At 39.9% G+C, this 22,428-nt stretch carries 16 protein-coding genes; 8 read left to right on the plus strand and 8 right to left on the minus strand.

What is annotated here, in order from left to right; all coding sequences use genetic code 11:
• The first annotated feature begins 74 nt into the window (after window positions 1–74).
• The 3 genes from B4Q04_RS02930 (at window position 75) to B4Q04_RS02940 (ending at window position 2,557) form a co-directional block, all read left to right on the plus strand.
• On the plus strand, window positions 75–956 hold the full coding sequence (locus tag B4Q04_RS02930; RefSeq protein ID WP_013992910.1) for a helix-turn-helix domain-containing protein: 882 nt from the start codon (window positions 75–77) through the stop codon (window positions 954–956).
• A gap of 216 nt (window positions 957–1,172) precedes the next feature.
• A complete protein-coding gene (locus B4Q04_RS02935; protein ID WP_123772321.1) occupies window positions 1,173–1,790 on the plus strand; it encodes a hypothetical protein in 618 nt (205 codons plus the stop codon).
• A 143-nt stretch (window positions 1,791–1,933) separates the two neighbouring features.
• The gene (locus B4Q04_RS02940; protein ID WP_013992912.1) at window positions 1,934–2,557 is read left to right on the plus strand and encodes a hypothetical protein; all 624 of its coding nucleotides are present in this window, start codon (window positions 1,934–1,936) and stop codon (window positions 2,555–2,557) included.
• Window positions 2,558–2,864: 307 nt separating this feature from the next.
• Here the strand turns inward: B4Q04_RS02940 and B4Q04_RS02945 are convergent, their stop codons facing one another.
• The 7 genes from B4Q04_RS02945 to B4Q04_RS02975 form a co-directional block, all read right to left on the minus strand.
• Window positions 2,865–4,067, minus strand: a complete 1,203-nt coding sequence (locus tag B4Q04_RS02945; RefSeq protein WP_088695954.1) for a sensor histidine kinase — start codon at window positions 4,065–4,067, stop codon at window positions 2,865–2,867.
• A 318-nt stretch (window positions 4,068–4,385) separates the two neighbouring features.
• Window positions 4,386–5,657, minus strand: coding sequence for an exopolysaccharide biosynthesis polyprenyl glycosylphosphotransferase (locus B4Q04_RS02950; protein WP_013992915.1), 1,272 nt, complete (start codon window positions 5,655–5,657; stop codon window positions 4,386–4,388).
• A 568-nt stretch (window positions 5,658–6,225) separates the two neighbouring features.
• Complete coding sequence (locus B4Q04_RS02955; protein ID WP_088695955.1) at window positions 6,226–7,491, minus strand: purine-cytosine permease family protein; 1,266 nt, start codon at window positions 7,489–7,491, stop codon at window positions 6,226–6,228.
• Window positions 7,492–7,501: 10 nt separating this feature from the next.
• Entirely contained in the window at window positions 7,502–8,947 is a 1,446-nt protein-coding gene (locus tag B4Q04_RS02960; RefSeq protein WP_088695956.1) for an aminoacyl-histidine dipeptidase, read from the minus strand.
• Window positions 8,947–10,215, minus strand: a complete 1,269-nt coding sequence (locus B4Q04_RS02965; RefSeq protein ID WP_088695957.1) for a cytosine permease — start codon at window positions 10,213–10,215, stop codon at window positions 8,947–8,949. The genes B4Q04_RS02960 and B4Q04_RS02965 overlap by 1 nt, the downstream gene beginning before the upstream one ends.
• Complete coding sequence (locus B4Q04_RS02970) at window positions 10,215–11,267, minus strand: hypothetical protein (RefSeq protein ID WP_123772322.1); 1,053 nt, start codon at window positions 11,265–11,267, stop codon at window positions 10,215–10,217. Before B4Q04_RS02970 ends, B4Q04_RS02965 begins: the two co-directional genes overlap by 1 nt.
• Window positions 11,268–11,301: 34 nt before the next feature.
• On the minus strand, window positions 11,302–13,623 hold the full coding sequence (locus B4Q04_RS02975; protein WP_088695959.1) for a TonB-dependent receptor: 2,322 nt from the start codon (window positions 13,621–13,623) through the stop codon (window positions 11,302–11,304).
• Between the two features lie 120 nt (window positions 13,624–13,743).
• Here B4Q04_RS02975 and B4Q04_RS02980 point away from each other — a divergent pair, with 120 nt between their 5' ends.
• The 4 genes from B4Q04_RS02980 (at window position 13,744) to B4Q04_RS02995 (ending at window position 18,255) form a co-directional block, all read left to right on the plus strand.
• Window positions 13,744–14,979, plus strand: a complete 1,236-nt coding sequence (locus B4Q04_RS02980; protein ID WP_088695960.1) for a hypothetical protein — start codon at window positions 13,744–13,746, stop codon at window positions 14,977–14,979.
• A 147-nt stretch (window positions 14,980–15,126) separates the two neighbouring features.
• Window positions 15,127–16,419, plus strand: coding sequence for a DUF5690 family protein (locus B4Q04_RS02985; RefSeq protein WP_236630958.1), 1,293 nt, complete (start codon window positions 15,127–15,129; stop codon window positions 16,417–16,419).
• Between the two features lie 2 nt (window positions 16,420–16,421).
• Window positions 16,422–17,585: a TIGR03364 family FAD-dependent oxidoreductase gene (locus B4Q04_RS02990; protein ID WP_046287811.1), complete on the plus strand. Its 1,164-nt coding sequence runs from the start codon at window positions 16,422–16,424 to the stop codon at window positions 17,583–17,585.
• Window positions 17,578–18,255 carry a phosphonatase-like hydrolase gene (locus tag B4Q04_RS02995; RefSeq protein ID WP_013992925.1) on the plus strand — a complete coding sequence of 226 codons (678 nt, stop codon included), beginning with the start codon at window positions 17,578–17,580 and terminating at the stop codon, window positions 18,253–18,255. Before B4Q04_RS02990 ends, B4Q04_RS02995 begins: the two co-directional genes overlap by 8 nt.
• Before the next feature lie 91 nt (window positions 18,256–18,346).
• Here the strand turns inward: B4Q04_RS02995 and B4Q04_RS03000 are convergent, their stop codons facing one another.
• Complete coding sequence (locus B4Q04_RS03000) at window positions 18,347–18,913, minus strand: helix-turn-helix domain-containing protein (RefSeq protein ID WP_013992926.1); 567 nt, start codon at window positions 18,911–18,913, stop codon at window positions 18,347–18,349.
• A 273-nt stretch (window positions 18,914–19,186) separates the two neighbouring features.
• Between B4Q04_RS03000 and B4Q04_RS03005 the strand changes: the two genes are divergently transcribed.
• Window positions 19,187–22,405 (plus strand): SusC/RagA family TonB-linked outer membrane protein, encoded by a 3,219-nt coding sequence (locus tag B4Q04_RS03005; protein ID WP_088695961.1) that lies wholly within the window; start codon window positions 19,187–19,189, stop codon window positions 22,403–22,405.
• Window positions 22,406–22,428: the final 23 nt, after the last annotated feature.

A 22,428-nucleotide genomic window follows, 5' to 3' on the forward strand; every position in this document is an offset into this window, starting at 1 on the left:
TCCCACCTAACTCACATCTATGATATTCCGAACGGTATTTGTCCTTTCCCCCTCAAATTTAAAACCCTTGGATTATGCAAGATTCCACCACATTGAGTACCCTAGAAGAAATCAGGGCCATTAGCTTCTTTTCAACCTCTTTAAGTTCCAAAGAAACGATTGATGAAATACTTTGGGATATTACCAAAAACGTGATCCATCGATTGGGATTCATTGACTGCGTTATTTACACTTACGATTACGAAACATGCCAACTAACGCAACATGCCGCTTATGGTGTTAAAAATCCGTTCGATGAGCGTATACACAATCGGATTAAACTCGAATTGGGCGAGGGAATCGTAGGTAGTGTGGCTATGTCAAAATCAGCTGAAATCATCAACGATACCTCTAAAGACCCAAGATATATCGTTGACGATGCATCACGCCTTTCGGAAATATGCGTGCCCATTATTATAAATGACACCCTATTCGGCATTATAGACTCTGAGCATCCGCAAAAAGCGTTTTTTACGGAGAAGCACCTGCATCTATTGAATATCATTGCCGCACTTTGTGCACAAAGGATCAAAGCGCTCAACTTAAAAACCAAAAAAAACTTTACCAAGGCCAACCAATACTTTAAAAAATTGGAAGAACTCATGCGGTTCAAAAAGCTGTACCGCAACCCCAACCTGAGCTTGAACTCGGTTTCCGAAGCACTTGGCATTTCCGCATGCTACCTATCAAGTATGGTCAACAGTCTTTTGAACAAAAGTTTTATCGATTTTATCAATGAGTATAGAATTGCAGATGTCAAACAAAATCTAAATTCTGACCGCTATGCCCACTATACGATCGTTTCTTTAGGCCTCGAAGCCGGGTTCAATTCCAAATCCGCTTTTTATTCGGCCTTTAAAAAACATACGGGCCTTACCCCACTGCAGTACAAGAACGATTGCTGCGTATTATCCTGATTTTTTAAATCCAAAAGATACAGGACTCCCCCCCTTGACTTAACGATTAGGTTTGCACCTGTAACCTTAATAAGGAAATTTTTCTTGTCGAAAAAAATCGACCCTGGCAAGCCAATAGAACACTTTGACATTCGAGAACAACAACAATTAAAAATAAGGGGAATCAACGATTCCTTTCTATTAAATCAAGTGAATTATAAACAAAAAACAATTACTATGAAAACTTTAAGAAACGTACTTTTCCTAACATTCTTCGGATTGCTTACCATTGCCTGCTCCAAAGATGGTGAAGACGGTGATATTGGGCCTCAAGGACCACAAGGGGAACAAGGGGAACAAGGGGAACAAGGGCCGACGGGTCCACAAGGTGAAGCAGGTGCCGATGGCGAGCAGGGGGAAACAGGTACGGCCAATGTGATTTATTCCGATTGGTTTGATTCGCCTATTCTCGGCGATGACGGTAATATAGAGTCGTCGACGGCCAATGGCTCTGTAGATGTGGCGGGACTTAGCGAAGAGTTCGTCGAGACCGGCACCGTATTGGTATACGGTAAGGTAACCTCGAACAACAATGTGTATGCCCTGCCCTATTTGGGCAACCAAGGGGTCAGTTACTATTACTATTTTGACGAGGGCATAATCAATATCAGGCTGGCTACCGTAGACGGTTCGAATATAGGGACGACTTTGTTCGGTACGTATCGCTATGTGTTGATTCCCGGAGGCGTTAAAGCTAAAAATGGAATTGGGGGAGTGACTACCAAGACGGAAACTATGGATTTTTCAAAAATGAGCTATGACGAGATCGTGGCACATTTTAATATTCCCAAATAAAGCCAGTTCTATAAGGAGGCTGTTAACGGCCTCCTTTTTTCTACCAAAACCTTGGCAATAGACTTTCATCTTAAGGCAAAAGTCTAGCAACGGTACAAGAACAAAACATCCTCACCCAAATTACATTTCCATAAAAAACAGATATGAAGACACAAAGCATAACACTAATTCTATTATTCCTTTGCAGCTTATCAATGGCGCAACAACAGCCGAATACGATAAGAGTGAGCGCACGGGCTATCTATATCGACCCCGACCCTGTTTTTAAAGCGGACGTCTCCCTAACCGACAGTTATTCGGACCAAAGCATCAACAAAATGCAGATCGATCAAATGAGAGCGCATTTTAAAAAAATCATTGAGGATAACGGCTTGTCTTGGAACGATATAAAAGAGCATCCGGGCACCTTTGGCTTTGAAACCATGGGATACAATAAAGAAGGTATTATCTATCAATATAAGACCAAATCGGCCGAGAACATGAAACAGTTTTTGAAAATTAAATCGCCCCTTATTCAGAGCCTGAATATGACCTCAAATATTCAAATCGATGACCGCGAAGCAGAAAAAATCACCCAGATGGCCTTTGACAAATCATATAAACAAGCCTCGCTTCTTGCCAAAACCATGAATAAGGACTTAGGAAACATTTTATCGGTACAAGAAAATGGAAGCGTTTTCGGAAAACAATATGGGGTTAGCCTATACTACGACAGACCGCCAGGTGAGTTTTACTACGATATTATGGTAACCTATGAACTTAAGTAAACCCATAAAAAATCGCGTTCTTTCGTCTATTTCTATTGCCCGCCATTCGTAGCAACAAAGATTCTACCATAGTAAACTAGGTAAAAGCTCAACAAATTGAACTAAAAAACGACCTTACATTCTTGTGACGGCTCCAAGCTATAATGGAATGATAAAAATAGTTGTGGAAGTACGGGTATTCACCCAACCCATAGCGGGTTGCAAGAGAGAAGTTGCCCCAAAGGCATAGGGGGAACACGTTTACCCGGCGTTTTCTAACCATTCATTGTACAAAACAATGTAGAATACGTTGGGTCGACCCCTATGTTCACTTGGGAAGCCTCAGGTAAAAATAGACCCCCGGTCTCTTATCGGGCCTATGGCCTAACTCTATTTTTCCCCCAAGCTTATCAACAATAGCCTTGATCGTGGCTAGACCGATGCCTGTATCCATAGTGTTTTCAAAACTTAAGGTCTCGAACATGACAAAAACCTTATCCCAATATTTCTCCGGTATGCCCGGTCCGTTATCTTGGTAGGTAAAATTATAACCCTCGTTGTCTTCTGAGAATGCAATTAGAAGTTCGGTCACCGATCGTTCCGAGAACTTTACGGAATTCATTATCAATTCAAAAAATATCTGAACGAAACTTTTTAAAGACTGAACTATTTCGTGCCCGCAATTTTCAAGTTTCAAATCGATAGTAGCGGCTCCACCCGCTTTTTTTACAATTTCATTGATTTGCGTTTCAATGTGAAATTCTTGCAACTCGATTTCATCGTTCATGATGTTGGTGTAGTTCATAATACCATTGAAAGAAGTATCCATATATCCCACACGATTGTCTATGGTATCGAGCCACCCAACAATTTCGGTATTCTTAAATAAGTGCAGATAATCTTCCTTTATAAACCCGACCAAAGCGCTTATATCTAAGAGGGGGGTCTTTAAATCATGGGCCAAACGATAGGTAAAATGCTTGAGTTGGGCATTCTTTATACTTAGTTCATCATTTATTTTTTTTTGAAGGATGTTTTGGCGCCGAAGTTCCAATTGGGTCATTACCTGATTGGCCAATGCCTTTAAGGAAGCCTTTTGTCGATCGGTGAAGTTGTCTCTAGCCTTGGTATCAATAACGCATAAGGTGCCTATGGAATGCCCCTCTTTCGTTGTCAAAGGTGCCCCGGCATAAAACTGAACCCCTGGTCCGCCCGTAACTAAAGGATTATCGTGAAAACGCTCATCTTGACTCGCATCTTCAACAACGAACAAATCTTCCGGCGCATTAATGGCATGGGCACAAAAAGCCAGGTCACGCGGCGTTTCCGTAGCATCGATACCGTAATGCGATTTAAACCACTGCCGATTTGAATCTACCAAGGAGACCAAGGCCATAGGCGTATTACAGATATCCGCGGCAATATGGGTTATGGCATCGTATTCTTCCTCTTCCAAGGTATTCAGGATATGAAAACTTTCCAAGGCCTTGAGCCTGTACTCTTCGTTAAGTGGAATTTCCGGTTTAATCATTCACCAAGGTTTAGATTCATTTAATGTACAACAAAAAAGTGTAGGTAAAAACTTTCTTTTAAGATTGCAAATCCCTGAATGTCAAACCCCAAAACAATCACAATTCCATAGTTTACAAATTACATTATCTAAGCATCTTTTTATTTTTGGAAAAATAGATTCTAAAACATGGAAAGGCCGAAATATCCATCATCTATAAGCGAATCACGTAGCTGGGCCGGGTCTTCATAATACTTCAAAAAAAACCGCCAAAAACAATTGGCGGTTCCCTTTTATACTTCGCTGGCGGACGATTCAAACCCGATCATCTTAACCCGTCTAATATGCCTTTTCCTCTCCACGGATGGCATTTACTACCGTAAAATAAATTATACTCAAATCAAGCCCGAGAGACCAGCTCTCGGTATAAAAAATATCGAACCGAATGCGGTTGACAATATCGGCCTTTTTCATAATCTCGCCCCGATAACCCTTTATTTGTGCCAAGCCCGTAATGCCCGGTTTTACAAAATGCCGAACTAGGTACTTATCAATAGAAGTCTCGTACATTTCCGTGTGCGACTCCATATGCGGCCTTGGGCCAACCACACTCATATTGCCCAAAAAAACGTTGATAAACTGAGGTAACTCATCAATACTGGTCTTACGTAATATTCTACCGATACGGGTAACCCGCATATCGTTTTTAGTGGCCATAAGGGTATCTGACTCCGCATTCTGTGTCATAGACCTAAATTTGTAACACCAAAAAGGCTTTCTATTGACCCCATGTCTTTTTTGCTTGAAGAACAAGGGACCCTTTGACTCTAATTTCATCAACACAAAGAGGATAGGCGTAAGCCATGACAATACCGTAAGAATCACAAAGGAAGAAAACAACAAATCAAAAGTTCTTTTTATGATCGGAGCATATTCAAGCTCTAAGGGCGATTTTCGCATTGCGAGAACCGGTATATTGTCATAGAGTTCAATGGACATAGAACGTGTAAAAATCTCCTTGTTATCGGGAATAATCATCAATTTCTTCAAATTGTTATCGGCGAAAGTAATCAAGTACTCCAGCTCCTTTTTCGAAAGGTTCGATGTAACGCAATAGATATAGTCAACATCATTTTCAAGCACGTATTTAAAACAATCGTTCATCTTTCCCAAATACGTGGGACTCACAGAAGGGCGGTCGTCAAAAAAACCCTTGTACCGATACCCCAATTCCGGTTGATCGAACACCTTCCTGATTTTCTTAAGGTTTTTATCCCGGCCTACCACAACTACGTTTGTAAAGTTTCCGCCGTACAACCTGTATTTGGTCCTAACCCAATAGAAGAAAGACCTATAAACGGTTATGAACAAACAAACGACCAAATAGACCGTAGCACGGTATTCAAAAGCATAAACTCCATTAGATTTAAAGCCGTAAAGCGCAAAATAGGCGAGCCCGAAAATACCTAGCAACCTAAAATATTTGCCCAGATTGGTCTCAAACCTTTCCCTTCTTTCCGTAGGGTAGTAATTAAGACTGAAGGCTGCAATGAGCCAAGCCAAATTATAATAGAGCGCATTGGTTCCTTCTAAATATGTAAGGGGGGTCATGAAGTAAAGTACCCCATTAACAATGCATAAATGTATTAAAACTGAAAACGGAATGATTAACAAAGACTTTTTCATACGCATCATCTCTTTAAGTTATTAGGACCAAAAAGTATCAACTATTGAACTGTTATTACCGGAATCTAAAATATGGGGATATGACATTGCCCCTCAAAATAGACTCCTATGTATTCAATAGGTTGAAGCCAAATGAAAGTGAAAAAACATTGGGGAAGGCAAGCCAAGGAACCTAAAAAATGGGGGCCTTGATTTACTACGTTTCTTCAATTTGCAACAAAAGTAGGTATGCTTATAAAGCTTAAAGTAAATACATCTTTCACCGAGAAAATAGCATATCGATAAATTATTTTCACAGATATAATGAAATCGATATACATTTATCAATACTTCGCTTAAAAACAAGATGATAATTCAATTTAAAAAAGTATAATCTTGAATCAATCAGAAAAACCCCCTTGAAATCAAGAATATTTGAATTAACATTTTATTAAGAAATATTAAAGGGTTCCCTGAGTTGTGACAAGTCGTCAATTATAAAGGTATGAATAGCTTAGGCTTTGTTTTTCCTTAACTCCTTCCACTGTAAAAGGATATAAGTCAACCCTCCCAGCAGAAAGGAATCAATAAAATAAGCGTGGGTCAATTGAAAAATGTCCAAATAGGTAAACACGGTTATTCCCGAGCTAATAACCCAACTGATCAAGGCCTTTGGCTCCCATTCTGCAATTTCGCTCAACTCGTAGTGTTGTTTTTTAACCCAATAAAAATGGATGATATAGATTGAGGAAATAGCAGGCGCCAAAACGCCTAGAAAACTAAGAAAATCGAACAGATAATTCGAAAAACCGAGTAGGGCAAAGATAATACCAAGAACGCTTGATGTTAAGGTCATTTTTTGAAAGGACCAACCCGTTTTTACCGTAGAAAAAGTGAGCGCTGTAGAATAGAGGTTACAGGCGTTGCCTACCCATGTAGAAACCAATAACAAAGCGAATGCCGGCAATACCAGTCCGAATTCCTGCATAACTTTTATAATATCCACTTCGCCTGTTTGTATCGAAGGAATAGCACTTAAAATCAAGGCTATGGGGAAACCGATCGTTATACCCAGTACGGCGACCATACTCTGCTTGTCATTGTATATAAAACGGGAAAAATCTGCCATTAACACAGGAAAAAGAATAGAGGAACCAACCAGTATGGAAGTAGCTTCAAACAGGGTCATACTCGGATTTTCCGGTACAAAATCCAAGACCTCGTGAAAAGACATGCCTTGATCGAAGGAAACATAAATAACATAAATTAAAAACAATGTAAGTACCGGTACAGCCATATTTGCCAATCGTTCCAAACTTCGTATACCTCGAAAAGTGGTTGCGGTGATTAACACCCCCATTACCAAGATTATAATCCACTGTGGCAATACTACAGAAAACGTAGCGAATGCAGTGTCTGCGACCGCTATAGCCAATAATTCCAAGGCTACGGAAAACCAGCCCAAAAGAGTGATACCAAAAATGGTGTTCATAATCTTGGCCCCTTGCCTACCAAAGCTAAAATGAAGTATCATATAGGTCGAAAGACGAGAACGGTTACCGATTCTAGTGGTAGCCAGACACATTAGCGTTAATACGGCTGTACTTATACCAAAAGCCCATAAAGCACCTTTAAACCCTATGCCCAACGCAACTTCAGACCCCAAATAAAGAATAGGGAGCGTTAACCCTGTGCCGGCAATAAGCAATGCAATAAGCCAACCAGAAGTAAAATCTTTAGATTGTACTTTGGTGTTTGTATATTGATTATTCTCGGCCATAATGCATGGATCAATCCAATTCTTTAAGTAATTTGACCAAGAGTTTCCAGAATTTCTGGGTAGAACTTATTTGTAACCGTTCTTCCGGCGAATGCGCGCCCAAGATATTCGGGCCAAAAGAAATCATTTGCATATTAGGGAAGGTGCCCGATAATATTCCACACTCTAAACCGGCATGTATCGATTTAATAGCGGGCAACTCTCCATTCAGTTCCTTGTAACAACGTGTTGCCAATGCCAACAATTCGCTATTTGGCTTAGGCTCCCAACCTGGATAAGGACCGTTTTCAGAGACTTTGGCAAAAGGACAACAACCTTTTATCTTATTTACAAGTTCGTCGCGCTCCCCATCTACAGAACTACGTGTATGACAGCCTATATGGTAACTGCCCTGACCCACATTCAAAATAGCGATATTGTTCGACGTCTGTACCAAACCTTCTATTCCTTCGGTCATGGCATACACCCCATTGGGCATGGTCAATATCGCCTCGATCAGTCTCTTTTGGGTCTTAATATCCAAAACACCCATAGTGTTTTCAGACCTAAAAACTTCAATGCCCAAATCGGGATCGGTCTTTTGGTATTTTCGTCTAAGTTCCTGCTCAATATCTTTCAATGCTTGGGCAAATAGTTCATATTTGTCTTCCCTGATCGCAATGATTGCCGAACCGTTCCTTGGTATTACGTTGGTCAAGGTACCCACGTTGACACTGTGCAACCTCCCGTCTATTCGGGTAGCCAACTCTTCTAAACACTCGGCCAGTACGACAATGGCATTGGCCCTGTTCAAATGAATATCCACTCCCGAATGACCTCCGGTCAAACCGCCTACCTTGATTTCCTTAAGGCTATATTCTTTGGCATCAAGAAGCTTTATATCATACGATCCATCAATAGCGACATCTACCCCACCGGCACAACCAATGGTAATTTCATCGTCTTCTTCCGAATCTAAATTCAACAAAACGGAACCTTGCAATTGTTCCTTGGTCAATGCCATGGCGCCCGTCATTCCCATTTCTTCATCAATCGTAAACAAGGCCTCTATTGGCGGGTGCTCTATATCATTGGACGTTAATACCGCCATAATGGCCGCCACACCAATCCCGTTGTCCGCTCCCAATGTGGTTTCTTTTGCCTTTACCCAATCTCCATCAACGAACATTTCTATGCCTTGGCTTGCAAAATCAAAATTTGAGGTCGCCTCCTTTTGATGTACCATATCTAAATGCCCCTGTAAAACAACGGTTCTAGCATCTAGCTTTCGCTTAGTGGCCGGTTTCTTGATGATAACGTTCCCAATTGCATCAACAGAAGTTTCTAAGTTTAACGACTTCCCAAAAGCAACCATAAACCCCGTAATCTCTTGTTCTTTTGTAGAAGCCCGCGGTATAGTATTAATGGCTTCAAAATGATGCCAAATAGCATTTGGTTCTAATTTGGTTATTTGCATTATTTCCAGATTTTTTTTAAGATAAAATATAAGATGAAGGCCACTAAAAAGGAATCAAAAAAAGAAATAGCTGTTAGCGTAATATGATCATAAGAACCTAGAAAAGCTACTACACAGGCCACCAACCAACTAATAATTGCCGGTATACCAAATGCTGGTAATTTATCAAAATCTTTTAGATCATAATCTTGATTTCTAATGAAGAAGAAATCAGCTATAAAAATTGCAGAAATAGGAGGAATTAAAATACTTAATACGTTTAATAGAGATATAAAATGAGTAGCAATACCAATTACAGCTACTAAAGTTGCAACGCAACTACCAATAAGTCCTAAAACAGCATACCTCTGCTTCTTAAAAACAGTAGATAGGGTAAGTTGAGTGGAATATAGATTAGAGGTGTTTGTAGTCCATGTAGAAAAAATTAAAATCACAAATGCAGGTACCGTTAAACTTAGTCCTATCATTATTTTCATAATATCAATCTCACCGGTTGCCAAACTAGGAATTGCCCCTGCCAACAAAATCAAAGGAAAACCAAATGCTAATGCCAAAACAGATATTAAACTATCTTTATCAGTACGGGCAAAGCGAGTAAAATCAGGCATCAAAACCGGTGTTAAAATGGTCATACCTACAATAGCAGAAATGGCCTGTATAATGGTCATGTTTCCATTACCCTCAATAGCCAACAGACTCCCAATACTATTCTCATTTGTACATACGTAAAGTACATACACCAGAAAAACAATCATTAAAGGTACTGCAATTGCCGAAAAACGTTCTACAACTGTAAAGCCATAAATAGAAGTTAGTGTCATTAAAATACTTCCTGAAATAATACTAACATATAATGGTACATCAATATCCAAAAGGTGTTTAAAAGCATCGGTAAGTGCTTCCCCAAATATTTCAACCGTTACTGCATACCATCCTAAAAGGGTTATTCCTATTAAAAAATTTATGAGCAAGGTTCCTTTTTTTCCGAAGGAAAAATGCAAAAGCATATAGGTTGACAATCTTGTTCTATTGCCTATAATAGCCGTAATGCCGCAAAGCACACTTAAGACAAGGTTTACCCCTAGAAAAACCCAAAAGGCATTTGAGAGCCCGATGGATTGTGCTACTTCTGCCCCTAAAAAAAAAGTGGGCAAGGTTACACCTATACCCACAATTATAGAAGCTATATGAATACCATGGACCGTTTTATCTTGAGGTACTTTTGTTTTTGAATAATCATCAACACCTTCTTCTGCTGCATTTGACATTACAAGTTGTTTAGTAATTTTTCCGCTAATGGCTTTAATTCAGGATGGCAAACGACACCGTCATCCACAATTTGGATATCATCTAAAAAGATACTTACTTTTGCGACCACACCATCAAAATGAGATTTAGCCGGCTGGCCAAGAGGTGGCATATCCATCGGACTCGTATGACCGAAGCCAAAATCTACGCCGCCCCAAATACGTTCATCTTCTACAATTTCCCCACATAATTTTCTAATATTTGGACCAAAGCCAAACATATTATGAGAAATCTTATACATATTTGGATCATTGAAAGAAGCTAAATAGGTCTTGTATTTTTCAGCTTCAGCCCCACCTTTTACTTCAGCAATCCTTCCGTCTTTCATTATAAATTCTAAATGATTGTCAGTGTTATACACATCTGCATGCTGTATCATATCAAAAACAATGTTACCATTCATGGTATTTGTTTTAGGCACAATGTTAACATAACCCGGTGCCGTGCCAAAAATGGGTTTTGAATAGTCTCCACTATCTATGTCAAATGAATAATTAGAATCCGTTTCATAAGTAAGTTTGGTACCATTGGCACTGGTTATGGTAATGACTTTTGCTTTCATCGTCATTACTTTAATTTTATTCAAAAACTCTTCTAAAATATCAATCCCAAAACCTACAAACGTACGTATTAAAGAAGGAATAGAACTTTCGCCAATAATTAAATATCTCAATTTCTTGTTGTTCTCAAATGCTTTTTCCCAAATGGTTGAATAGAGAAAGACTTTAGAATTTAATTCAATCCAAACATCAACATGGCTCAAAGCAGCTATTAAGACTTCTGATGGCCAATCTTTCATACCGGCTTCTCCGTCTTGTTCCGCTTTTGGGGTCCATAAAATTAATGATTTACCTCCTGCAGCTTTCGTCTCTGCCGCCAAAGCATCGGCTAAATCTCTATTTGAACCATTATCTCCCGTTATAGCAACGGTTTCACCGGGTTGCACTTTAAACATCTCCACTATCATTATCTGAGATAGTTTTGCTGTTTCTGAATTATATGTGTTACTCATCGTTTTGTTTTGTTTATTTCCTATCAATCTCTTTTTAAAAGCTAAACGTAAATGTAGTTCCAACTGTAGCAGGTGTTCCTAACCAACCAAATCCAGATTCAGAATATTCTAAATAATACTTTTTATCTAAAATATTACGTGCCCATAAAGACAACTTAATTTTGTTGATTGATACTGTTGCTTGCGCATCCAACAGTTGATACGCGTCTGATGTGTAATCTGCCGAATTGGAATCTTCCCAATATATTTTTCCGGTTCCGTTGTAGTTCACGCTAAGATCTAGCGTAGTTTTCTCATTGAACGGAATGTTTGACGCCAAACCTAAATTGAAGTTGTTTTGAGGAACCAAGGAGGTGTTTTTATCATTAAACTGATTTAGGTCTCTTTCGGTTCCGCTTTCGCCTCCGGTAAATCCGCCTTCAGTTATTTTAGATTTCACGAATCCGTAATTGAACAAAATATCTAAATATTTCGACACTCTGGTTTTGGTGTCAAATTCAAACCCAACAATAGTACTCTTATCATAATTAAAATTACCGGGTGTAAAATCATCACCAGTAATAGCAAACTGTTGTCTGTTGGTAAAGTCAGAAAAGAATACTGAGCCATTCAAGATAAAACGATTGTTCCAAGAAGACGTTTTAAACCCAACCTCATAATTATCGGAAAATTCTCCTTTAAAATCCCTATTGAATAGTGGGGTTACTTTTGGGTTAAACCCTCCCGCACGATATCCACGCCCATAATTTGCATAAAGCAATACGTTTTCTGTAGATTGATAAGACAGGGAGACTTTAGGTTGAAGTACATTCTCTTTTTTCTCATTGGTTTGGCCGTTTAACAAATCATCCAAATCAAATCTATCGCTATCAAAACGTAGACCTGCCGAAGCAGTTAATTTATCTGTTAACTTATAATCAAAGAAACCAAAAACTGCCAAGGTCTTAAAAGTGGCAACATAATCTGTAACGGCCCATTCATCGCTTAAAAAATAATCACTTTGAAAAAATGGACGCTCTATATTTTGATAAAAACCCCCTAAGCTCCAGTCAAATTTTGTGTCTGTTCTTCTATTTGTTAACCGCAGCTCTTGGTTAAAAGATTTGGTATCATTGGTTTCGCCTTGATCGAGCCAAAAAACTTCGATAAAATCTAAATCACCAACTGTTTTTCTTTTCACGTTATTATAAGATGTAATACTTTGTAGTTTTACATTTTCTAAACTGTATTCCAAATTAAGATTGGTATAGAAATTCTGCATTTCAGAATCTCCAAAAGTATCTTGCGAAATAACGTTATCACCTTTATCCGGGTTTGGATTCAAATAATCTAAACCAACAGCAAAGAAATCATTGTCTGCAGAACTAGGGTTTGTAGAATAATATGTAGCTCCACCTTTAGAATCAATGTATTGAGCCGTAACACTTGCTTTAAATTGTGATGAAAGTTTAAACATCATTTGCCCTCTAAGGGTAAACTCTTTTCTGAAATCTACTTTTTTATCTAAAAACTCGTTAGTTAACAGGCCGTCAAAATTTTTGTATTGAGTTGAAAGACGGTAAAAAATCTTATCCTTTTTAACGGCTCCCGATGATACCAAACCTCCAGTTATTGCATTACCGTTACCATAACCCAAGGTTACTTTATTCTGCATGGTATTGGTAGGTTCCTTAGAGTAAATATTAATGGCACCTCCAATAGCGTTCTTTCCATAAAGAGCACCTTGTGGTCCTTTTACAACTTCTATCAAAGCCAAATCAAACAATTCTTGATTCAACAGACTAGGGTCTGCTATTGTAACCCCATCTATTACGAATGCGACAGGAGCATCAGAATTTCGAATTTGAGGTATCCCTCTAATTACCAAAGAATTTACCCCGATAGCCTGACTTTCGCTCAACTTAAGGTTAGGCACTAAATTGGCAAAGTTGGCTACATTATTTATACCCGCTTTTTCAATCCCGTCAGAATTAAAGGCTGTAACGGATTCTGGAGTTGTCTGAATTGAAGCTGTACGCTTTCTAGATTTACCCATTACACCGGCAAAGCCCTGTACCACAACATTGTCTAATTGTTGTGCATCTTCTTCCATAACAATGTTTATGCTAGCGTTCTCTCCTATCGTTACTTCTTGTTTTTTAAAGCCGATATACGAAATCTCCAATACGGCACCTATAGCGGATGTAATTTCAAAATTTCCATTAAAATCTGTGGTTACCCCGTTTGTTGTTCCTTTTTCAACAATGTTTACCCCCGGCAAAGGCTCTCCGTTAAAATTTACGGTGCCGCTTACCGTCTTTTCTTGTGCCAAAATTACGATTGGCATCAACATTAAAATAAATAGTAGTTTTTTCATAAGTGACTGGCTTAGATATGCTTTGAATTAGTTTGATAAAAGTAGTTCGCACATATTCTTATCAATTATTTACGATTACTAAAAGTTTATTTAATAATTTTAAAACATAAATCGGAATTCATGAAAAAACAGGAATTTTTTAGTCTGCCCCTCACCGCTGCGTATTTTGAAATTTTGATAGCGCAATTAAAAGAAACCTTTAAAAAAAAGCATGGTATAAAAGAGATACCGAAATCCATGCAATTCTATGGGTATGGAAATTATGATTCCGAGAAGCCAAACCTTAAAGAAGACTTAGAACATATTGGAAGCGATTTTATCAATGGAAAGTATCTTTATGACAAAGTTAGGGACTTTAGAAAGGGAAAACCGATCATAAAAATCAACCAATATTACAAATCCGTTCTACTTTTATACTTAGGTTATGATTCCGTTGATAGTTTTCTTGATGAAAACCGGCTAGAAGAATCAAAGGAAAAAAAACAGCTTGCCCTATTGTATGATGAACAGGCAAACAAAACTTTTTATTACATAAACTATTACTATGGGGAGGATGATGTTATCCTAAAAGGAGAAACCATTATATCCAACAACTGGAAAAAGATAAAGCATACCTATGTATACCCTCAAGAAGATGGAACGAATAAAGAGCATTACAATTTTGGAAATATAGTCCGGAGAGAAGACACCTTACACATTAATTCCAAAACCTTGTTAGACGGCAAATTGGTGGAGGGAGCCAGTGAAATCTATTACATAGGGCATACCGACCCCTCTAACGTAAGGTATTTAATAGGCACCTACTGTACTTTTGACATCTACACAAATACCGTGGCAGGCCAATCGATTCTTGAACGATGTGATTCTAAGGAAGACATGGAGGAGCGGTCGAAAAACCCGACCATCCCCCCTTACATTGCCATGGAAGTCAGGAGCAAAAGAATTGTAAACAAAAGCATAGTACCCAAGCACTTTCTTGAAATTTCCGAAGCTAGCCCATATGCATCAATTTACGAAAGCCTTGCGGGCTCCTATATGTTGACTTTCTATTTTCCCAACGGATTTGAAGAAAAACTCTATTTTAAAATTTTGCCTACCAACTATAGAATGATTGTTCAAACAGAGAATGTCTATTTTGAAAAGGATAACCTGGATTTACTCAATAAAGGTTCCGTAGTACATTTTAGTTTTAATTTTGCAGGTATTATAGCCTTTGACCATGTAGATGTTTACTTTAAAACCTACTTCTTAAAAGAAGATAGCGAAAAACATGATGGGGTCTTTAGTGGTATCGATAACGAAAATAGATTGGTCAACGGTTCCGTATCTATCGATTTCACCAAATCAGAACACTAACCCCCTTCCCCAAAAAAAAGAGTACGTTTTACCCCCTTCACTTCACAATTAAATAATTACTCGATAAGCTTTTCTTAACGCCCAAAAAATTACAAATAGTGAAATTATATTGAATTTTGCATTTCAATATTTACTATTTGTAAACTTTTGATAACTTTCAAGATACAATACAAAGACATACGATTTCTTGCCTATGGTACCTTTGCTTCCTTTGGCACCTACTTCTGTATGTACGCATTTCGCAAACCGTTTACCGTTGCCACTTACGAGCAACTTTCTTTTATGGGTATCGATTATAAAATCATTTTGATAATCACCCAGGTCTTAGGGTATATGCTTTCCAAATTCATTGGTATTAAGCTTATTTCCGAGCTTCGGGCGACCAAGAGACTGCCCTACCTTCTTCTCATGATATCCCTTGCCGAATTGAGTTTGGTTCTTTTCGGGCTAGCCCCTCCTCCTTATAACATTGTATTTATGTTTTTTAACGGTCTCTCATTAGGAATGATTTGGGGTATTGTTTTTTCATATCTGGAAGGAAGAAAATTTACAGAAATTTTGGGAGTTACCCTCTGCTCGAGTTTCATTGTTTCCAGTGGGGCCGTAAAATCATCGGGACTCTTATTGATGCGGGCCACGGGTGCTTCCGAAATTTGGATGCCGGCTTTGACCGGTGCCGTCTTTCTCATTCCCTTTTTAATCTTTGCCATAATGCTCGACCGTATTCCAAAACCTACGGAAGAAGATAAAATCTTGCGAAAAGAACGCAAGCCCATGAGTCGGGCCGACCGCAAAAAGGTGTTGTCGAACTTCTTCTTTCCTATCCTGATTCTTGTCCTTTTCTATATCAGCCTTACGGCCATACGCGATTTTCGCGATAATTTTTCACGAGAAATATGGGACGCCGTCGGCTTTGAAGACAATGCCTCTATCTATACACTTTCGGAGCTTCCGGTAGCAGTAATCGTACTATTGTCCATCGGACTCTTTGCTTTTGTAAAGAACAACTACCGCGCCTTTGTCACCTATCACTACCTACTAATTTTCGGCGCCTTATTAATTGGCATCAGTACATTTCTATTTCAAAACCAGGCCATAGGCCCTGTACTTTGGATGATTCTAATTGGCTTGGGACTGTACATCTGCTACGTCCCCTTCAATTGTATATTTTTTGACAGGATGATAGCCACGTTTAAGATCGAAGGTAATGCAGGATACCTCATCTATATAGCCGATGCCTTCGGATACCTAGGAAGCATGGCCGTTTTACTCTACAAGAATTTCGGCCAAGGTTCCGTCTCGTGGCTACAGTTCTTTAGCTATGGAACCTATGCCATAGCCCTTATCGGTCTTGTCGCGGCCACTTGCTCATTACTCTACTTCAAAAAAAAATACAGACAGGAACAACAGACATTAAACAATGAACTACAGATAGTATGACCATGGAGAATAAATATGACCTGATCGTAGTTGGCGGAGGTATTCTAGGAACCTTTCATGCCTACCATGCCATAAAAAAAGGCCTTAAGGTGGCCTTGCTTGAAAAAGACGGAAAACCCCAAGGCGCCACGGTACGGAATTTTGGCCAGGTAGTACCCTCGGGCATGGACTCCAAATGGCAACTTTACGGACGCGAAAGCTTAGCCATTTACAAAAACATCCAATCGAAATTCGATATATCGGTCCGCCAGGAGGGCAGCGTCTATATAGCCTCCAACGAAGAAGAAACGCAACTCTTGCTCGAGCTTAACGCCATAAACCTTGCCAATGCATATCCTTCAAAATTATTGACCCAAGGGGAATGCCTTGAAAAATATCCTGGGTTGCGTACGGACTACGTGAAAATGGGACTCTTTTTTCCCGAAGAGATAATGGTTGAACCCCGACTGATGATAGGCAGACTCCAAGACTATCTTCGAGAATTAGGCCTGGAAATCTTTTTCAACAAAACGGTCATAGAGTGCAATGCCCTTACGAACTGGGTACAGGTACACAGCACGGACAATACCACCCTTTCGGGCACCAAGGTCATTATTTGTAACGGTAGCGATTTTAAAAATTTATACCCGAACAGGTTTGCCGAAAGCGACCTTGTGGTATCAAAATTACAGATGATGCAGACCAAACCACAACCCAATTACAAATTACCCAGCTCCGTTCTGACCGGTCTTTCCATACGTCGTTACGAGGCTTTTTCAGAATGCCCCTCCTATTCGGCCATCAAGGCTAGGGAAAACCATGAATCCCTTGAAAGAAAATGGGGAGTACACATTCTTTTTAAGCAAGCTGCCGATGGCTCCGTTATTATTGGCGATTCCCATGAATATGCACCGGCATCCCGCATAGAAGAATTGGGAATGGATTTGAATATGGACATTGATCACTTCATTCTTCAAGAAGCCAAAAAAATATTCGACCTTCCCACCTATAGAATCCAAAACCGTTGGTACGGTCTCTATTCCCAATGCAAATCGGCAGATATTTACCAACAGACCATAGACCGAAACATCCATATCGTGACCGGCATAGGCGGTAAAGGCATGACCGGTAGTGCGGGATTTGCCAAAGAAAATATCAATTCAATATTCAATTTACAAGATGCATAACATAGAATTAGCAGTATTTGACATGGCCGGTACGGTCGTTAACGAAGACAACATCGTCTACAAGACCCTACAAAAAGCCATTAACAAAACAGGACATGAACTAACACTAGATTTTGTTCTGGAACATGGTGCCGGAAAGGAAAAACACCAGGCCATAAAAGATATTTTACAAGCCATTGGCAATCTACCAAACCAAGCCTCAGAACCTATTTTTTTAGATTTTAAGCACTTGTTAGACGAAGCCTACGGTGAATTAAAGGTGACTTCCTTTGAAGGTGTGGAAGAGGTATTGGCCACACTAAAAGCCCAAGGCATCAAAATAGCCCTTAATACGGGTTACAACAAAACAATAGCCGAGCTGTTGTTACAAAAAATGAACTGGGTCAAGGGAGAGCAATACGACGCACTTGTTACGGCGGACGATGTTTTGGAAGGACGCCCGAACCCTGCTATGATCAGTAAAGCCATGGAAATTCTAGAAGTAAGCGATGCCAATAAAGTGTTGAAGGCCGGCGATTCGATCATTGATATCGAAGAAGGCAAAAACGCAAACTGTGGGGTTACGGTCGGTGTTACCACCGGTGCCCATACCGCTGCACAATTAAAATCCGCTGAACCTACTTATGTCTTACATTCTCTTGTGGAACTCACCGATTATATAAAAGGTTGAGTTGCTACCGTAGCGGTATAGGGCTACAACGAACGATTCGTTCCAGGAAACCTGGGAACGGATCGTTTTGTTTATACGAGGGTTTTGATTTCTATATAAAGAAATAAACCACCAACATCTTGGTCGGCGCATCACTTCGATTGACAGGAACATGCGGAATACGACCATCAAAGAAAATGGAATCGCCGTCTTTCAACAATACCTCTTCTTCGTCAATTATATAATAGCACTCCCCACTGAGCATATATTTGAACTCATAGGCGTCCGTAGTTACCTTTTCCCTTTCCGAATTGGGCTGCACTTCCAACAAGACAGTTTCAAACCCTAATGATGAAAGTTGTTTTCCGAAGATATAGGTATAGTTAAAACCAACGGCATTAGCTTCCTTTTCTATACTGGAATTATCCTCTTTACGGGAAACGATAAATTTGGCGCCGTTTACCTTGGCCATGCCGTTGAAAAAGTCGGTAACCTCAACTTCAAGTGAATTGATAATTTTCAACAGCACAGGTAACGACGGAATGGTACGCCCGTTTTCTATACGCGAAATCAAACCACCGGTCACTTCGGCAACACGCGCAATATCGCTAATGGTCTTATTGTTCTCCTTTCGTATTTCCTTAATTCGTTTTCCTATACCAATAAGGTAGTCTTCCATATCTAAAACTTAATATACAAACATACTATTAAATGATTTTATGACACCTAAACACACAAAATAGGATAACATTTTTAGGTGATAAAATTCCAAATTTTTAGTCATAATTACAAAATGTTTATTTGACTATTTGTAAATAACATTAAGATAACATTTTTATAATAACACCTACGAAAATCTTGCAATAACTTAATATTTAAAGACATTTCGCTTAACCTGTTCATTAGATATTTGTTGCATAATAATTAACCAAAGTTTACAAATACGAAAAAAATGAAAAGAACAGTTCTTTTAGCCTTATTCACTTTAATGGTCAGTATGGCCGTCCGTTCACAGACGAATTTTACGGGAACGGTACTCGACGAAAACAACATGCCCCTTCCGGGCGCTTCTTTGGTTATCAAGGGAAGCGCTACCGGTGTAGCCGCTGATTTTGACGGTAATTTCAGCATAGAGCTACCTCAAGGGAATGAAATTCTTGTAGTATCGTATCTCGGATACATCCCCTCCGAATTCAACACCTCCGGAAAAACAACGGCAACCATCGTTTTACAACCCAACTCAGAACAATTGGACGAGGTTGTAGTTACCGCCTTAGGAATTAAAAGAGAAGCAAAAAAACTGGCCTATTCGGTACAAAAGGTTTCCGGGGACGATCTTTCCGAAGCAAAGGAAACCAATGTAGTCAACTCTTTGTCGGGTAAATTGGCCGGTGTACAGGTTACTGGCGGTAATTCCGGTGTAGGTTCTTCTTCGCAAATAATTATTCGCGGCGAAAGTTCCCTGAACCCAAGTCCCAATGCAAATTCACCTTTATTCGTAGTTGATGGCATCCCCATCAACAACAGCGTCAACAGCCGGGGAAGCGAAAACAATATGGAAGTAGATTACGGAAATGGCGCACAGGATATCAACCCCGACGACATCGAGACCATGAATGTACTGAAAGGGCCAAGTGCTACCGCCCTTTACGGTTCAAGGGGAGCGAACGGGGTTATACTGATCACTACAAAATCGGGCAAGAATAAAAAAGGACTAGGCGTATCATATACCAACAATACCACTTTTGAATCTATTTTAACATTTCCTGAATACCAATACGAATACGGCCAAGGCTCCAATGGTCAGTTCGCTTTTGGAGACGGCGGTCAAAACCGCTCTATTACCGGAGGTGTAAACGACCATGTTGATGAAAGCTGGGGTCCCGCCCTTAACGGGCAATTGATCGCACAGCACGACAGTCCGACTACCAGCGGACTCCTTGCCGGAGACGTACATGTACGCCCGCGAAATGCCGATGGCACTTTTTCTGATGAAATTATCGCTACACCCTTTTTATCAAGACCGGGCAATATCAAAAGCTTCTTTGAAACCGGCCATACGATAAGCAATAACATTGCCCTAACGGGCGGTAACGAATTCGGTAATTTTAGATTGTCATTTACAGACTTAAAGAGCGAAGGCATAGTTCCCAACACAGATTACAATAGACGTTCTTATGCCCTTAACGGATCCTACCAACTTGCAGAATGGTTTAAGATTTCGGGCTCCATGAACTATATAAACAGTAACTCCGGCAATAGACCCGTAAATTCCTATGGTACGGAAAACATAATGTACCTCTGGGTTTGGTTCGGACAACAGGTAGACATGAACTCGCTTCGAAACTACTGGCAACCGGGCTTAGAGGGGGTACAACAATACAATTACAACTACAACTACCATGACAACCCGTATTTTAATGTCTATGAAAACACCAATAGTTTTGATAAAGATCGTGTAATTACCAACATGCGCGCAGACATCAAATTGGCCAAAGGTTTAGATTTTATGTTCCGAACCGGGTTCGACTATGCAGACGAAGTCGATATGCGAAAAAGAGCTTATTCAACACAGCGCTTTCCTAAAGGCCAATACAGGGAAGATTATATCTATTCGTTTGAGCAGAACACGGATTTTTTACTTGGGTACAACACTACCTTCCACGAAGATTTCGACCTCGCGGTTTCATTTGGGGGCAACAACCGGACTTTTAAGAGTAGCTACCAACGTATAACCGCCAACTCGCTGTCTATTCCCGGCATATACAACTTTGGGAACACTGCAGAACCACTCACTTCTAGCGACTATGACGATAAAAAAGAAGTAAACAGCTTATATGCCTTCGCAAATTTAGGTTTCAAAGACTATCTCTTTTTAGACGTAACGGGCAGAAACGACTGGTCTTCTACGCTTCCACTCGAGAACAGCAGTTATTTTTATCCATCGGCCGGGCTTAGCCTTATTCTTTCGGATATGTTCAACCTTCCTCAAAGCGTTTCCTTTGCAAAATTAAGAGCTGGATGGGCAAGTGTCGGCAATGATACCGACCCTTACAATTTATTGCCCACCTACGGATTTGGAACTACCTTCAATGGTTTTTCAAGGGTAAACTCACCATCGGAATTAAAGTTGCCCGAATTGAAACCCGAAAGAACCAATTCTTTCGAAATAGGAACGGACCTCAGGTTTTTTGGTAGTCGCTTAGGCCTAGACATTGCGGTATATAGATCCATAACGGAAAACCAGATCATTTCCCTTCCCGTTTCCAATACCTCAGGGTATAACCAAAGGGTAATCAACGCCGGTAAAGTGCAAAATGAAGGTCTTGAGATCACCGTGAACGCCACTCCGGTCAAAACCAAAAACTTTGCATGGAACACAAATATCAACTTCACTTCGAACAGGGGTGAAATTTCGGAACTTACCGATGGCCTTGATTTTTATCAAATCAAGGAAAACTACCTTATTGTAGGTGCGGAAGTAGGAGAGAAAATGGGTGACTTATATGGTACCGGTTTTGTTGAAGTAACCGATGACAACAGCCCACATTTTGGCCAATGGATCATCAATCAAGATACCGGGCTCCCTTCGAGGGACAGTGAGCTTAGAAACCTAGGCAATTACAATCCTGATTTTATGGTCGGACTTCAAAATAGCTTCCGCTACAAGAACCTTAATTTAGGTGTGCTCTTCGACTGGAGGCAAGGTGGTGTTTACCATTCAAGAACGGTCTCCATTGGCGGCACTACAGGCCTCTTGGATTTTACAACAGAAGGAAGGGAAAGCGGTATTGTTGCCGAAGGGGTTATAAATACAGGAACGGAAGAAAACCCTGTATACGTAGAAAACACCATAAATGTACCAGCTTCTAGTTACTACGCTACAGTATATAACCGAAGTAACGAAGAAACCACAATGTACGATGCTACTTATGTGAAACTTAGAGAAGTCAAGTTGGGCTATAACTTCCCTAAAAAACTATTTGACCGATCGCCTATTACATCGGCCAGTATCTCTTTCGTTGGCCGTAATCTAGCCTTATGGACGGAAAACCCCCATGTCGACCCGGAAACCATCTCTTTTTCAGGAGGCACCGTAGTTCCCGGAGTAGAAGATATGGCATTGCCTAGCACAAGAAGCTATGGTATTAATTTGAACATTGAGTTCTAAATAGAATTAATCAACACAATAAA

The sequence above is a fragment of the Zobellia sp. OII3 genome, assembly GCF_002211465.1.
Classification (GTDB): domain Bacteria; phylum Bacteroidota; class Bacteroidia; order Flavobacteriales; family Flavobacteriaceae; genus Zobellia; species Zobellia galactanivorans.